Below are 13,361 nucleotides of genomic sequence, written 5' to 3'. Positions count from 1 at the left end.
GAACGGCCTAGCCGCTTAGGCCATGACGACACCGGAAACCGAAGATAGTCGCGGCGTCAGCGAACATCCCGACCATCCAGGCTGGTATTGGTGGGGTGGGTGGAAAAACCCCGACAGCTTCGCCGCCCAGATCGGCCTCATGCTCTTCAAGAAGGGCGATGAAGAGGGGACCGGCATCGTCCGCATGTTCCCCGAGGAACGCCACCTCAATCCGGGCGGCTCGGTGCATGGCGGCTGCATCATGACTTTCATCGACATGGCGATGTTTGCGGGCGGGTTCGCTGCGGGCATGCAGCGCGCTCACTATGTCACATTGGACTGCCAGACCCGCTTCATGGACCGCGCCCGCGCCGGAAAGCCACTGGACGCGCATGTGAAGCTGCTGCGCCAGACGCCCGGCGGCATCGCCTTCATGCAGGGTCATGTCGAGCAGGACGGGCGGCCCTGCTACAGTTTCAGCGGTATGGCCAAGCGCGTCCGCGATCCGCGCAAGAAAGCCGATGACGAGCGATAAGGGCCCGGTCCGCGCCGCCTATGACGCGAAGATTGCTGCCGGCGAGATCGAGGCCGATCCCGACCAGCTTGCTGCCGTCGAGGCGTTGGACCGCTTTGCCGCCGATCTCGGCAAGACCCGCACCGGCTTTCTTTCGCGCCTGTTCGGCCGGGAAACGCCTGCGCCTTGCGGCGTCTACATGTGGGGCGGGGTGGGGCGCGGCAAGTCGATGCTCATGGACCTTGCCTACGAGGCCATCCCCATCGCCCGCAAACGCCGGGCCCATTTCGCGCCCTTCATGCTCGACGTGCATGCGCGGCTGAAGAAAAAGCGCGAGGAAGTCGACAAGGACGCGCTGCCAAAGGTCGCCGAGGACATTGCCAGCGAAGCGCGCTTCCTTGCTTTCGACGAGATGATGGTCACCAACAGCGCCGATGCCATGATCATGAGCCGGCTGTTCACCGCCTTGGTCGAGGCGGGTGTCGGTATCGTCACGACATCCAACCGCCCGCCCATCGACCTTTACAAGGACGGCCTCAACCGCGACCTGTTCATGCCCTTCATCCGCCTCATCGAAGCGCAGATGAAGGTCGTGCCCCTCAACGGCCCGCGCGACTATCGCGTCGGCCGGATGAAGGGGCTGGACCTGTGGCTCAGCCCGCTGGGCGACGACACCACCGCAAAGTTGCGCACGGCTTTTTATGCGCTCACCGGCCATGATGCCGACGAGGCGCATATGGTGCCATCGCAACGCATCGACCTGGGCGGCGGGCGCGATTTCGTGATGCCCAAGGCGCTGGGGGGCGTCGGCGTGTCGAGCTTCAAGCGGCTATGCGGCGAACCGCGCGGGTCCGCCGACTATCTCGCCATCGCCAAAACCTTCCACACGCTCTTCATCGTCGGCGTGCCCAAGATGACGAAGGAGGATCGCAACGAAGCCGCCCGCTTCGTCAGCCTGATCGACGCGCTCTACGAACATGGCGTGCGCATCATCGTCGGCGCCGATGCAGCGCCCGCCGATCTCTACCCCTCGGGCGACGGCAGCTTCGAATTCGAACGTACCGTCAGCCGTATCGAGGAGATGCTAAGCGAGGATTATCTCGAGGCAGGCCATCGCCCCGAAGGGCGCGAGACCCTTTAAACGAGGCTGCCGGTCGAGGCTTCGGCCTTGTGCTCGCCGGCCAGCGCGGCCCAGCCGATGGGGCTGATCGCGTAGCGCGTGCCGTGCGTGACCGGGCTTTCGCTCGACTTGACGAGGCCGGCTTCGGCCATGTCGTCCAGCTTTTCCTCGACCTTGAAGCGCGGCAGCTCGAGATCGGCGGCAACGCCCGCAGCGGTGCGATAGTCGCGCTCGGTCACGGCCTTGAGCATCTTCTGGTCGTCGCTCGACAGGCTCTTGATGAAGAGCTGCTGGTGCTCGGACAGGTCATTGGCGGCGGCGCGGGCCTTTTCGGCGGTCTTCTTGGCGGCGGCACCCTTGGCGTCCTTGCGCGGGGCGGCGGCGCGGTCATCGACATATTCGGCCAGCGCGCGGTTCTTCGCCTGCGCGTCCTTCAGCTCCATCTCCATGCGGCTCATTTCCTCGACCACCCGGCGCGACGAGCTCTCGATGAAGAAGCGCGACAGGTAGGCGGCGACGAGGCCGAGGCCGAAAAGGATGACGAGATTCTCGTAGATCGCGCTCCATTCGGCGTTGAAGATTCCGGAAACGAGATCGGAGCGCACCAGGCTCAGCAGCAAGGGCACGCTGCCCGCCGCGACGATGCCGACCATCAGGTAGGTGGCCAGCCCGTGCAGCTTCTTGCGACGCATCGCCATCGGGTCGCCGCTGCCCTGGCCCATTAGCCAGGCCGCAATGCTGCCAATGATGGCCGCTGCGAAGATGATCGTGCCGACCGCAAGTACCTTATCCATGGTGAGATCCCCCAACCCCTTGAAAACGTGTTTGAATGTGAATGGCGGCGAAGATGCTGAATCGGACCCGCCCTGTCAAAGAAAAAGGCCGCTCAACCGAACGGCCTTTCCCGTGATTTAATGTGCCCGGCCTAGAAGATGGCGTCGAGCACTTCGCGGACGATCAACGTGGTCGGATCGACGCGGTAGATGTAATTGTCGTCATAGACATAGCGATCGCGCGGATCGAGGTCATAGCGACGGCGCAGGTCGTAGGGGATGCGCTCATAATCGGTATAACCGCGAAAATCGCGGTCGAAACGGTGGCCGCGCTCGTACAGCTTCTTGGCCTGGCCGGGCGGCAGGCAGCCATTATCCTTCTTGGCGAGCCCCGGCGGGCAAGCGGGCTGGTAGAGGCTGGCGGCCTTCCACTTGGGCTTGGCCTCGGCAGGTTCCGGGGCGGCGACGAGCGCCGGAACGGCCGCAAAGCTGGCCGCGCCGATCAGCGAAAAAATGATCTTGTTCATGGTCTCTTCCCTAGACTGTTCGTGCTGAACTTGCCCTTAAAAACGTTGGAAATCTCATAAAAACGCTCAGGTCGCCCGCGCCAGCACTCGGTTCGGCGTAAACGGCGCAAAATAACGCAATTGTCGCATCGGCTCGCGCTCCGGCGTCTCAAGGCGTAGGGACATTTCCAAGAGGGAGACAATATCATGATGGCACTGGGTCTTGCACTGGCATTGCATTCGGCGGTGGTGATCGTCGAGGAAGCCCCGCAGCCGATCGAGGCGGCGGCATGGTTGGAGGGTCGCTGGGTCGGCGAAGGCATGGGCGGCAGCGTCGAGGAAGTCTGGTCGCCGGCGCACGGAGGACAGATGGTCGGCCACTTCACCTATGCGCGCGAGGGCGCGCCGGTCTTCTACGAAATCATGCTGATCCGCCCCGACGAAGCGGGCAATCTCGAATTCCTGGTCAAGCATTTCGATGCCGACTTCACGGCATGGGAAGAGAAAGACGAATGGGTCACGTTCGCCGCCATTCCCGACCAGGAATATGGCCAGCGCCTCGCCTTTCGCGGGCTGACGCTCGTACTCGATGAAGAAGGGCAGTTCACGGCGACCGTGACGATGCGGCGCAGCGACGGCTCCGTCAGCGACGTGCCCTTCGTCATGACCCGGGCCGACTAGGCAAGGATTGGCCGTGTAAGCGGTTGCGATGGGGCGCGCGCCAAGCTAGGTGCGCGGGCAAGAGAGTCGCGCCCGTGACCCATTCCCGTTTCGAAGACCCGAAAGGACCCCAAATGGCCCGCAAGAAAATCGCCCTGATCGGCTCCGGCATGATCGGCGGCACGCTCGCCCATCTCGCCGCGAAGAAGGAAATGGGCGACGTCGTCCTATTCGACATCGCCGAAGGCCTGCCGCAGGGCAAGGCGCTTGACCTGTCGCAGTGCGGCCCGATCGAAGGCTTCGACGCCAAGATCAGCGGCACTAACGATTATGCCGACATTGCCGGCGCCGACGTGGTGATCGTCACTGCCGGCGTGCCGCGCAAGCCCGGCATGAGCCGTGACGACCTGCTCGGCATCAATTTGAAGGTCATGAAGGCCGTGGGCGAGGGCATCAAGAATAACTGCCCCGACGCTTTCGTCATCTGCATCACTAACCCGCTCGATGCGATGGTTTGGGCGCTGCGCGAATTTTCGGGCCTCCCGCACAACAAGGTCGTCGGCATGGCCGGCGTGCTCGACAGCGCGCGTTTCGCCACCTTCCTCGCATGGGAATTCGGTGTCTCGACCAAGGACGTCAACGCCTTCGTGCTGGGCGGCCATGGCGACACGATGGTCCCGGTCCTGAGCTATTCGACGGTCAACGGCATCCCGGTCAACGATCTCGCCAAGATCAAGGGCATTTCGGAAGAGCGCATTGACGACATCGTCCAGCGCACCCGCGGCGGCGGCGGCGAGATTGTCGGTCTCCTCAAGACCGGCAGCGCCTACTACGCCCCCGCCACCAGCGCCATCGCGATGGCCGAAGCCTATCTGGGTGACCAGAAGCGCATCCTGCCCTGCGCCGCTTATGTCGAAGGCAAATATGGCGTCGACGGCCTCTATGTCGGCGTGCCCGCGATGATTGGCGCGAACGGTATCGAGGATGTCGTGGAGATCGAGCTGTCGGACGAGGAAGCCAGCAACCTCAAGGTCTCGATCGACGCGGTCGAAGAACTGGTCGATGCCTGCAAGGGCATGGACGAAACCCTCGCTTAAGGAGCGCGCAGCGTGAGCATTCTCGTCGACAAGAATACCAAGGTCATCACCCAGGGGATGACGGGCAATACCGGCACGTTCCACACCCAGCAGGCGCTGGATTATGGCACGCAGATGGTTGCCGGCGTGACCCCGGGCAAAGGCGGGACCGAGCATCTCGGCATCCCCCAGTTCAACACCGTCGCCGAAGCCAAGGACGCGACCGGCGCGGATGCGAGCGTCATCTATGTGCCGCCGCCCTTCGCCGCCGACGCGATCTGCGAAGCGATTGCTGCCGAAGTGCCGCTGATCGTCGCCATTACCGAGGGCATTCCGGTGCTCGACATGGTCAAGGTGAAGCGCGCGCTCGAAGGGTCGAACAGCCGCCTCATCGGCCCGAACTGCCCCGGCGTCCTCACCCCTGGCGAGTGCAAGATCGGCATCATGCCGGGCAAGATCTTCTCCAAGGGCAGCGTCGGCGTCGTCTCGCGCTCGGGCACGCTCACCTATGAAGCCGTGTTCCAGACCACCAATGAAGGCCTCGGCCAGACCACGGCGGTCGGCATTGGCGGCGACCCCGTCAACGGCACCAACTTCATCGACGTGCTCGAACTCTTTCTCGCCGACGATGCGACCGAAAGCATCATCATGATCGGCGAAATCGGTGGCGACGCCGAAGAACAGGCCGCGCAGTTCCTCGCCGACGAAGCCAAGAAGGGTCGCTCCAAGCCGACCGTCGGCTTCATCGCGGGCCGTACCGCGCCTCCGGGCCGTCGCATGGGCCATGCCGGTGCGATCGTCTCGGGCGGCAAGGGCGGCGCCGAGGACAAGATCGCAGCGATGGAAGCAGCGGGAATCACCGTCTCGCCGTCGCCCAGCGAACTCGGCACCACGCTGACCAAGGTGCTCAAGGGCTAGTCCCGAGGCACCAACGAAAGAAGGGGCCTCCGCAGCGATGCGGGGGCCCTTTTTCTATCCGGCCATGCAGCCGGTTGCGGCGGCGGCGAAGTCCTGCCGGCCTTCCAGCGCCTCGTAGACGAATTGCGGCTTGTCGGTGCTGACGATGTCGAGCCCGGCATTGGCAAGGTCGCGATAGGCCGACCCGCTCGCGCCTTGTTCGTCCAGCGTCGCGAAGGCGCCGTAATTGGCGCTGATCCCGCGCGTCTCGAGAAAGCCCCACAGGTCGATGCGCGGGGTCGACAGGCCGGTCCAGGCGGCAATGCGGTTGTCGGGGACACCGGCCGCGTTCAATTCCGCCAGATCGGCCTCGTCGTTGACGGTGGCGGAGATCATGAGGTCGGGATTGGCTGCAGCCACGCGCGCGGCATCGGCGACATTGTAGGTGATGACGAGGCTGAAGCCGGTCGCATTTTCGCCCTCGAGCCAGTCGACCAGCTCGTCGAAATCGACCCCGGGTTTGACGTCGAGCTGGAGCAGCGCACGCCCACGCGCCCACTCGACCACTTCCTCCAATGTCGAAATGCCGATGTCGGTGCCGTTGTAGCGCACGCTCGACAGCTCATTGAGCGTGCGGCTGGCAAGCGCGCCGGTACCGTCCGTATCCTGCTCGAGCTCTTCGTCGTGGAACAGCACGTAATAGCCATCAGCCGTCTGGCGCACGTCGATCTCGAACATCATCGGCGCGGCGGCTGCATTCCAGGCCAGCGTCTCGATCGCATTCTCCGGATAGCCCGGGCCGGCCCCGCCGCGATGGGCGGACAGGATCGCCGCGTCATTTTCCCGGAGACAGGTCATGAAGGCGCCAAGACCGCCAGCAGGCATGTCGAGCGCGAGGCGCGGCGTGGGCAGTGCGGTTGGCGTCGGCGTCACGGTCGGGGTGGGCGTAGGCGCGGCGCTGGAGCCGCTGCCGGTCGATCCGCCGCAGCTGGCAAGCGCGAGCGCGGCGATGCTGGTGAGAAGGCGATTGGTCATGGCCAGTGGGGTTAGTCGAGCGCGACGACGCTTTCCAGTGGCAATGCGCGTCCATCCTTCTTATGTCGCATTGCAGCAATGCGTTCGTGTGGCCTAGCCAGTGCAAGCGCAGGACAGTAAAGCCGCCAACGGTGCAACCGGGGGCGGTGCCGAGACGTAGGGACAAGGGCAAGCAGAGCCCGAAACGACAAGGTGATCATGGACGCGATTTCGCCCGACAGGAAACAAGGCCCGAGCTGGGAAAAAGCCAACTGGCCGATCAGCGAACTGGACGATGCCAATCTGGGCCTCGACCCCGTCGAATCCAACTATGTCGAGCAGGCAAAAGCCGCTGCGCAGGCAAGCGGGGTCGTCGACGAGGCCGAACTGATCCGCGTCGCCGACAATGCGATCCGCGCGATGATGATCATCCGCACCTATCGCGTGCGCGGCCACCTTGCCGCGCGGCTCGATCCGCTCGGTCTCTCGCACCACGAATTTCCCAAGGAGCTGACGCCCGAATGGCACGGCTTCCCCGACCTTGACCAAGAAGTCTGGCTGGGCGGGGCGCTGGGCTTCGACCGCGCCACCATCCGCACCATCGTCGGCATCCTCCAGGCCAATTATTGCGGCACGGTCGGCGTCGAATATATGCACATCAACGACCTCGAAGAGCGCCGCTTTCTGCAGGAGCGCGTCGAGGGCAAGAATGCCGAAATCCACTTCACGCCCGAGGGCAAGCAGGCGATCCTCGAGAAGGTGATCGAGGGTGAGCAGTGGGAGAAATTCCTCGCTCGCAAATATGTCGGCACGAAGCGGTTCGGCCTCGATGGCGGGGAATCGATGATCCCGGCATTGGAAGCCATCATCAAATATGGCGGGCAGCTCGGGGTGACCGAGATGACCATCGGCATGGCCCACCGCGGCCGCCTGAACGTCCTCGCCAACGTGATGGGCAAGCCCTACCGCGCCATTTTCCACGAATTTGCCGGCGGCGCTTCCAATCCCGAGGATGTCGGCGGGTCGGGTGACGTCAAATACCATCTCGGTACCTCGTCGGATCGCAGCTTCGACGGCAACGAGGTCCATTTGAGCCTCGTCCCCAATCCCTCGCACCTCGAGGCAGTCGATCCGGTCGTGCTCGGCAAGAGCCGCGCCGTCATGACGATCCGCGGCGACAAGCATGGCAAGACCGTGCTTCCCATCCTGCTCCACGGGGATGCCGCGTTCGCAGGGCAGGGTGTGGTCGCCGAATGCCTGATGATGAGCGGCCTGCCGGGCTATGGCACGGGCGGGACGATCCATTTCGTCATCAACAATCAGGTCGGCTTCACCACCAGTCCGCAGTTCGCGCGCTCCTCGCCATATCCTTCCGACATCGCCAAATCGATCCAGGCCCCAATCCTGCATGTGAATGGCGATGATCCCGAGGCAGTGACGTGGGCCTGCAAGGTCGCGATCGAATTCCGCCAGACCTTCGGCCGGGACGTGGTCATCGACATGTGGTGCTACCGCCGCTTCGGCCACAATGAGGGCGACGAGCCGAGCTTCACCCAGCCGCTGATGTATGCCGAGATCAAGACACATCCCCCGATCAGCGAAGTCTATTCGCAGCGCCTCGTCGACGAAGGCGTGATCGGCTCGCAATGGCTTAAGGGCAAGGTCGACGACTTCACCCGCCATCTCGAAGACGAATTCGAGGCTGCAGAGGAATTCCGTCCGACGACCGCCGACTGGTTCGGTGGGCGCTGGGCCAAGCTGCAAATGCCCGATGAGAGCGTCTCGGGCCGCCGCAACACCGATACCGCGATTCCCGCGGAGATGTACGACAAGCTCACCGACGTACTGACCCACGTCCCCGAAGATCTCGACATCCACAAGACGCTGACCCGCATCCTCAAGGCGAAGCACAAGGCACTGAGCGAAGGCGAGGGCATCGACTGGGCGACCGGCGAAGCGTTGGCCTTCGGCAGCCTGCTGCTCGATGGCTATGGCGTGCGTCTGTCGGGCCAGGACAGTGGCCGCGGGACCTTCTCGCAGCGCCATGCCGCCTGGATCGACCAGAAGACCGGCGAGAAATTCATTCCGCTGCGCGAGATGAAGGTGCCGGGCCCGCGCTTCGAAGTGCGCGATTCACCGCTGTCGGAATATGGCGTGATGGGCTTCGAATATGGCTATTCGATTGCCGACCCGATGACGATGACGCTGTGGGAAGCGCAGTTCGGCGATTTCGCCAACGGCGCGCAGATCATGATCGACCAGTTCATTGCGTCGGGCGAAGCCAAATGGCTGCGCGCCAGCGGGCTCGTCCTGCTGCTTCCGCACGGTTACGAAGGGCAGGGCCCCGAGCATAGTTCGGCGCGCCTCGAGCGTTTCCTCCAGCTGTGCGCCGAGGACAATATGCAAGTCTGCAACATCACGACGCCGGCCAACTATTTCCACGTGCTCCGCCGCCAGATGCGCCGCGATTTCCGCAAGCCGCTCGTTATCATGACGCCCAAGAGCCTGCTCCGCCACAAGCGCGCGGTCTCCAAGCGCGACGATTTTGTCGGCGAGGGTCATTTCTTCCGCATCCTCTCGGATCCGGACGGCTGCCCCAGCGACAAGGTCAAGAAGGTCGTGCTGTGTTCGGGCAAGGTCGCCTACGACCTCATGGACAAGCGCGACGAGGCCGGCATCGACGACACGCAGATCATCCGCATCGAGCAGCTTTATCCCTTCCCGATCGAGCCGCTGATCAAGCGCCTGTCGGACATGCCGAACCTGGAAAAGCTCACTTGGTGCCAGGAAGAGCCGCGCAACCAGGGCAGCTGGCTGCTCGCGCACGAACTGCTCGAACGCTGCCTCGACGAAGCTGGCCATAGCGGCATGCGTCCCGTCTATGCGGGCCGCGACGCGGCGGCCTCACCCGCCACCGGGCTTGCCAAGCGCCATGCCGCGCAACAGGCCGCCTTGATCGAAGACGCCTTGGGGCTCTAAGGCACCCCGCAAACCACTAGAAGGAACAGACTCACCCCATGGCTACCGAGGTCAAGGTCCCCCAGCTGGGCGAATCGATCACCGAAGCGACGGTCGGCGAATGGCTGAAACAGGTTGGCGATCCCGTCGAACAGGACGAGCCGATTGCAAGCCTGGAAACCGACAAGGTCAGCGTCGACGTGCCGAGCCCGGTCGCGGGCGTGCTCGAAGCGCAGGTCGCGGCGGTGGGTGACACGGTCGAAGTCGGCGCTTTGCTCGCCAAGGTGGGTGCAGGCGAGGGCACCGCGACTGTTGCGGACGAACCGCGTCCGGCCGGCGACGAAGCCAAGGATGGTGGCCCCGACGCCACGACCGAAAATTCCGACGTGATCGACCAGGACAAGGCCGACGAGCAGGCACTGTCGAGCGACCTCACGCTCTCGCCCGCAGTGCGCCGCGCGGTCCTCGAACATGGCGTCGATCCTTCCAAGATCACCGGCACCGGAAAGGATGGCCGCATCACCAAGGATGACGTGCTCGCCGCTGCCAAGGCCAAGGACGCCGCGCCCGAACCCGCCGCCAAGGCTGCGGCTGCATCGGGTGGTCAGGCCTCGGCCCCGACCAGCATCAAGGTCGCCGGCGAGCGCCGCGAGGAACGCGTCAAGATGACGCGCCTGCGCCAGACCATCGCCAAGCGCCTCAAGGAAGCGCAGGACACTGCCGCCCTCCTCACCACGTTCAACGATGTGGACATGAGCGCGGTCATGGAAGCGCGCTCCAAATATAAGGACCACTTCGCCAAGAAGCATGGCATCCGCTTGGGCTTCATGAGCTTCTTCGTCAAAGCCGTCGCGCTGGCGGCCAAGGACGTGCCCGCGGTCAATGCCCGCATCGAGGACGACGAGATCGTCTATCACGACTATCTCGACGTCTCGGTCGCGGTCTCCGCGCCCAAGGGCCTCGTCGTCCCGGTCATCCGCTCGGCGGACCAGATGAGCTTTGCCGAGATCGAGCAGTCGATCGCCGATTATGGCAAGCGCGCCAAGGAAGGCACGCTCGGCATGGAAGACATGGCCGGCGGCACCTTCACCATTTCCAATGGCGGCGTGTTCGGTTCGCTCCTGTCGACCCCGATCATCAACCCGCCGCAGTCGGCCGTGCTCGGCATGCACCGCATCGAGGAACGCCCGATCGCGGTGAATGGCGAGGTCGTCATCAAGCCGATGATGTATCTGGCGCTAAGCTACGACCACCGCCTGATCGACGGCCGCGAAGCGGTGACCTTCCTCGTCCGTATCAAGGAAGCGCTGGAAGATCCGACGCGCCTGCTGATCGACCTCTAGGCCGCCAGCCGCGTCGTACCTTCTTTCGAGCGCACGGCCATCAGCGCCGCGCCACCATTGAGCACGGATTCGGCCTGATCGACCGTCCAGACCGGCGTCTGCATCATCAGGCGCTGGAACTGGCGGCGGTGGGTGAAAGCGCCGTCGAAGGCGATCTTGGCCGCCCCGCCGGTCATGCTGGCAACGCGGGGGCCGGTCAGCATCACGCCATTCCACGCGCCATGGGCATGGATGAGGTTGGTGATGTAGCGGCCGAGCATTTCGCCCATCGCCTTGTCGCGTTCGAGATCGCGCATTTCGGGACAGGCATTCCAGGCCGGGTCATCGCGCGTCAGCGTGAGCATCTGTTCCCAGCTGACATGGCTGTGGGTCGATTTGACCGCATCGGCGACCTTCAACTCGCGCTCAGTCGTCGCGGCGAAGTCCATATGGCCCGACTCAGTCTCTAGAACGCGCTGATACCCCTCGCGGTCGATATCGACGATCGCTGCGCCGACACCGCCACCGACGAACAGCATGGCCATGCGCCCCGGCGACTTGAAGTCGGGCTGCGGTTTGGAGCCGCGCAGGCTGTTCACCCGCGCAAGGCCGCTCTGTACGCCCCAAGCGCGCGCGACGACGTCGTTGATGACGCGCACGCGGCAGCCGAACAGGCTGGACAGGCCGCCGCGGGTAATCGTCCAGTTGGAGCGCACCAGGCTGATCATTTCGCCCGATGCCGCACCGGCAATGCACAGAAGCGGTTCGAGATTGGAGAGGCTCTCACCCGTCTGGCGAGCATAGGTCTGGAGGACATCGGTGAAAGTCGGCTGACCTTCGGTGGCGACAGTGTGCACCGGCCCCAGCTGCGGCCTGTCCGACGGCGCAACCTTGGAAAAGCGGATGCCCTCGCTCGCGCTCGTATCGATGATCAACCAATGACGCTCACTCATTTGCCCTAAACCTCTCTCTGACCTTGAGAACGTTCACAAAAGTCATAGCCTTCAAGCAGTTAACAAGTCGTTCCAGAGCGGGGTTCGGATTTCGGACGCGCCTCGCCACTGTTGCTTCCCGGCGGAAAATCCCTATGTGAGCAGCCAAGAACCGACCCAATTTCCTCAGGTGAGAAATCGACAATGGCTGACTTCGACTATGACGTCCTCGTGATCGGCGCCGGACCCGGCGGTTATGTGGCGGCAATCCGCGCTGCGCAGCTGGGCCTCAAGACCGCGTGCGCGGAGAGCCGCGAGACGCTGGGCGGCACCTGCCTCAACGTCGGCTGCATCCCGTCCAAGGCGCTGCTTCACGCGTCGCACCTCTACGAGGAAGCGAAGGAAGGCCATCTCAAGAAGTTCGGTATCAACCTCGAAGGCGCGACCCTCGATCTTTCGCAGATGATGAGCGAGAAGGCCGAAGCCGTGAAAGGCCTCACTGGCGGCATCGAATTCCTGTTCAAGAAGAACAAGGTCGACTGGCTCAAGGGTCACGCCAGCTTCACCGGCACGAACACGGTCGAAGTGAATGGCAAGACGGTCACCGCCAAGGACATCGTCATCGCCACCGGCTCGAGCGTCATGCCGCTCCCGGGTGTCGAGGTCGACAACGACAAGGGCATCGTGGTCGATTCGACCGGCGCGCTAAAGCTGCCCAAGGTGCCTGAACATATGGTCGTTATCGGCGGCGGTGTAATCGGGCTTGAACTGGGCAGCGTGTGGCGCCGCCTGGGTGCCAAGGTCACCGTGGTCGAATATCTCGACCAGATCCTGCCCGGCATGGACGAGGAAATTCGCAAGGAAGCCAACAAGATCTTCAAGAAGCAGGGCTTCGAATACAAGCTCGGCACCAAGGTCACCGGCTGCGAAGTGAAGGGCGACAAGGCCATTCTCTCGATGGAGCCGGCCAAGGGCGGCGAAACCGAGACGATGACCGTCGATGCGGTGCTCGTGTCGATCGGCCGCAAGGCCAACACCGACAAGCTCGGCCTCGACAAGGTCGGCCTCGAAGTAAACCAGCGTGGCCAGATCGAAGTCGATCACGACTTCCAGACCGCGGTCGAGGGCATTTGGGGCATTGGCGACGTGGTTCCCGGCCCGATGCTTGCGCACAAGGCCGAGGATGAAGGCATTGCCGTGGCCGAGAATATCGCCGGCGAAGTCGGCATCGTGAACCACGACCTCATCCCCAGCGTCGTCTACACCTATCCCGAAATTGCGGGCATCGGCCTTACGACAGAGCAGGCCAAGGAACAGGGCTATGACGTGAAGATCGGCAAGTTCCCCTTCATGGCCAACAGCCGCGCAAAGACCAACCGCGACACGGACGGCCTGGTGAAGGTGATTGCGGACGCGAAGACCGACCGCGTGCTGGGCTGCTGGATAATCTCCTCGCTCGCCGGCACGCTGATCGCGCAGGTCACGCAGGCCATGGAATTCGGCGCGACCTCAGAGGATATCGCCTACACCTGCCACGCCCACCCGACGCACGCCGAAGCGATCAAGGAAGCGGCGATGGCGGTGCAGGGCAAGCCGATCCACATCTAGGT

12 protein-coding genes are annotated in these 13,361 nt (G+C 63.7%); 8 read left to right on the top strand and 4 right to left on the bottom strand.

Features of this window, described 5'->3' with window-relative positions; genetic code table 11:
* Positions 1 to 22: 22 nt before the first annotated feature.
* The gene (locus NDO55_RS06865) at positions 23 to 514 is read left to right on the top strand and encodes a PaaI family thioesterase (RefSeq protein ID WP_252113681.1); all 492 of its coding nucleotides are present in this window, start codon (positions 23 to 25) and stop codon (positions 512 to 514) included.
* Positions 501 to 1,634: a cell division protein ZapE gene (gene zapE / locus NDO55_RS06860; RefSeq protein WP_252113679.1), complete on the top strand. Its 1,134-nt coding sequence runs from the start codon at positions 501 to 503 to the stop codon at positions 1,632 to 1,634. The genes NDO55_RS06865 and zapE overlap by 14 nt, the downstream gene beginning before the upstream one ends.
* On the opposite strand, the gene NDO55_RS06855 is transcribed toward zapE, so the two are convergent.
* The gene (locus NDO55_RS06855; RefSeq protein WP_252113677.1) at positions 1,631 to 2,407 is read right to left on the bottom strand and encodes a YEATS-associated helix-containing protein; all 777 of its coding nucleotides are present in this window, start codon (positions 2,405 to 2,407) and stop codon (positions 1,631 to 1,633) included. The genes zapE and NDO55_RS06855 overlap by 4 nt on opposite strands.
* A gap of 131 nt (positions 2,408 to 2,538) precedes the next feature.
* Positions 2,539 to 2,913 carry a hypothetical protein gene (locus NDO55_RS06850; RefSeq protein ID WP_252113675.1) on the bottom strand — a complete coding sequence of 125 codons (375 nt, stop codon included), beginning with the start codon at positions 2,911 to 2,913 and terminating at the stop codon, positions 2,539 to 2,541.
* A gap of 186 nt (positions 2,914 to 3,099) precedes the next feature.
* Between NDO55_RS06850 and NDO55_RS06845 the strand changes: the two genes are divergently transcribed.
* The 3 genes from NDO55_RS06845 to sucD all read left to right on the top strand — a co-directional run bounded on the left by NDO55_RS06845 (position 3,100) and on the right by sucD (position 5,546).
* Entirely contained in the window at positions 3,100 to 3,573 is a 474-nt protein-coding gene (locus tag NDO55_RS06845; RefSeq protein WP_252113673.1) for a DUF6265 family protein, read from the top strand.
* 113 nt (positions 3,574 to 3,686) lie between these two features.
* Positions 3,687 to 4,649 (top strand): malate dehydrogenase, encoded by a 963-nt coding sequence (gene mdh / locus NDO55_RS06840; RefSeq protein ID WP_252113671.1) that lies wholly within the window; start codon positions 3,687 to 3,689, stop codon positions 4,647 to 4,649.
* 12 nt (positions 4,650 to 4,661) lie between these two features.
* Entirely contained in the window at positions 4,662 to 5,546 is an 885-nt protein-coding gene (gene sucD, locus NDO55_RS06835) for a succinate--CoA ligase subunit alpha (protein ID WP_252113669.1), read from the top strand.
* Between the two features lie 54 nt (positions 5,547 to 5,600).
* Here the strand turns inward: sucD and NDO55_RS06830 are convergent, their stop codons facing one another.
* A complete protein-coding gene (locus NDO55_RS06830) occupies positions 5,601 to 6,560 on the bottom strand; it encodes a glycerophosphodiester phosphodiesterase family protein (RefSeq protein WP_252113667.1) in 960 nt (319 codons plus the stop codon).
* A gap of 198 nt (positions 6,561 to 6,758) precedes the next feature.
* On the opposite strand from NDO55_RS06830, the gene NDO55_RS06825 reads away from it, so the two are divergent.
* Complete coding sequence (locus NDO55_RS06825; RefSeq protein ID WP_252113665.1) at positions 6,759 to 9,518, top strand: 2-oxoglutarate dehydrogenase E1 component; 2,760 nt, start codon at positions 6,759 to 6,761, stop codon at positions 9,516 to 9,518.
* A 38-nt stretch (positions 9,519 to 9,556) separates the two neighbouring features.
* On the top strand, positions 9,557 to 10,840 hold the full coding sequence (odhB, locus tag NDO55_RS06820) for a 2-oxoglutarate dehydrogenase complex dihydrolipoyllysine-residue succinyltransferase (RefSeq protein ID WP_252113663.1): 1,284 nt from the start codon (positions 9,557 to 9,559) through the stop codon (positions 10,838 to 10,840).
* Here the strand turns inward: odhB and NDO55_RS06815 are convergent.
* Positions 10,837 to 11,772: a glucokinase gene (locus tag NDO55_RS06815; RefSeq protein WP_252113661.1), complete on the bottom strand. Its 936-nt coding sequence runs from the start codon at positions 11,770 to 11,772 to the stop codon at positions 10,837 to 10,839. The genes odhB and NDO55_RS06815 overlap by 4 nt on opposite strands.
* A gap of 183 nt (positions 11,773 to 11,955) precedes the next feature.
* Here NDO55_RS06815 and lpdA point away from each other — a divergent pair, with 183 nt between their 5' ends.
* The gene (gene lpdA / locus NDO55_RS06810; RefSeq protein WP_252113659.1) at positions 11,956 to 13,359 is read left to right on the top strand and encodes a dihydrolipoyl dehydrogenase; all 1,404 of its coding nucleotides are present in this window, start codon (positions 11,956 to 11,958) and stop codon (positions 13,357 to 13,359) included.
* Positions 13,360 to 13,361: the final 2 nt, after the last annotated feature.

The organism is Sphingomicrobium sediminis (assembly GCF_023805295.1).
GTDB classification, from domain to species: domain Bacteria; phylum Pseudomonadota; class Alphaproteobacteria; order Sphingomonadales; family Sphingomonadaceae; genus Sphingomicrobium; species Sphingomicrobium sediminis.
This window is presented reverse-complemented; position numbering and strand designations above follow the sequence as displayed.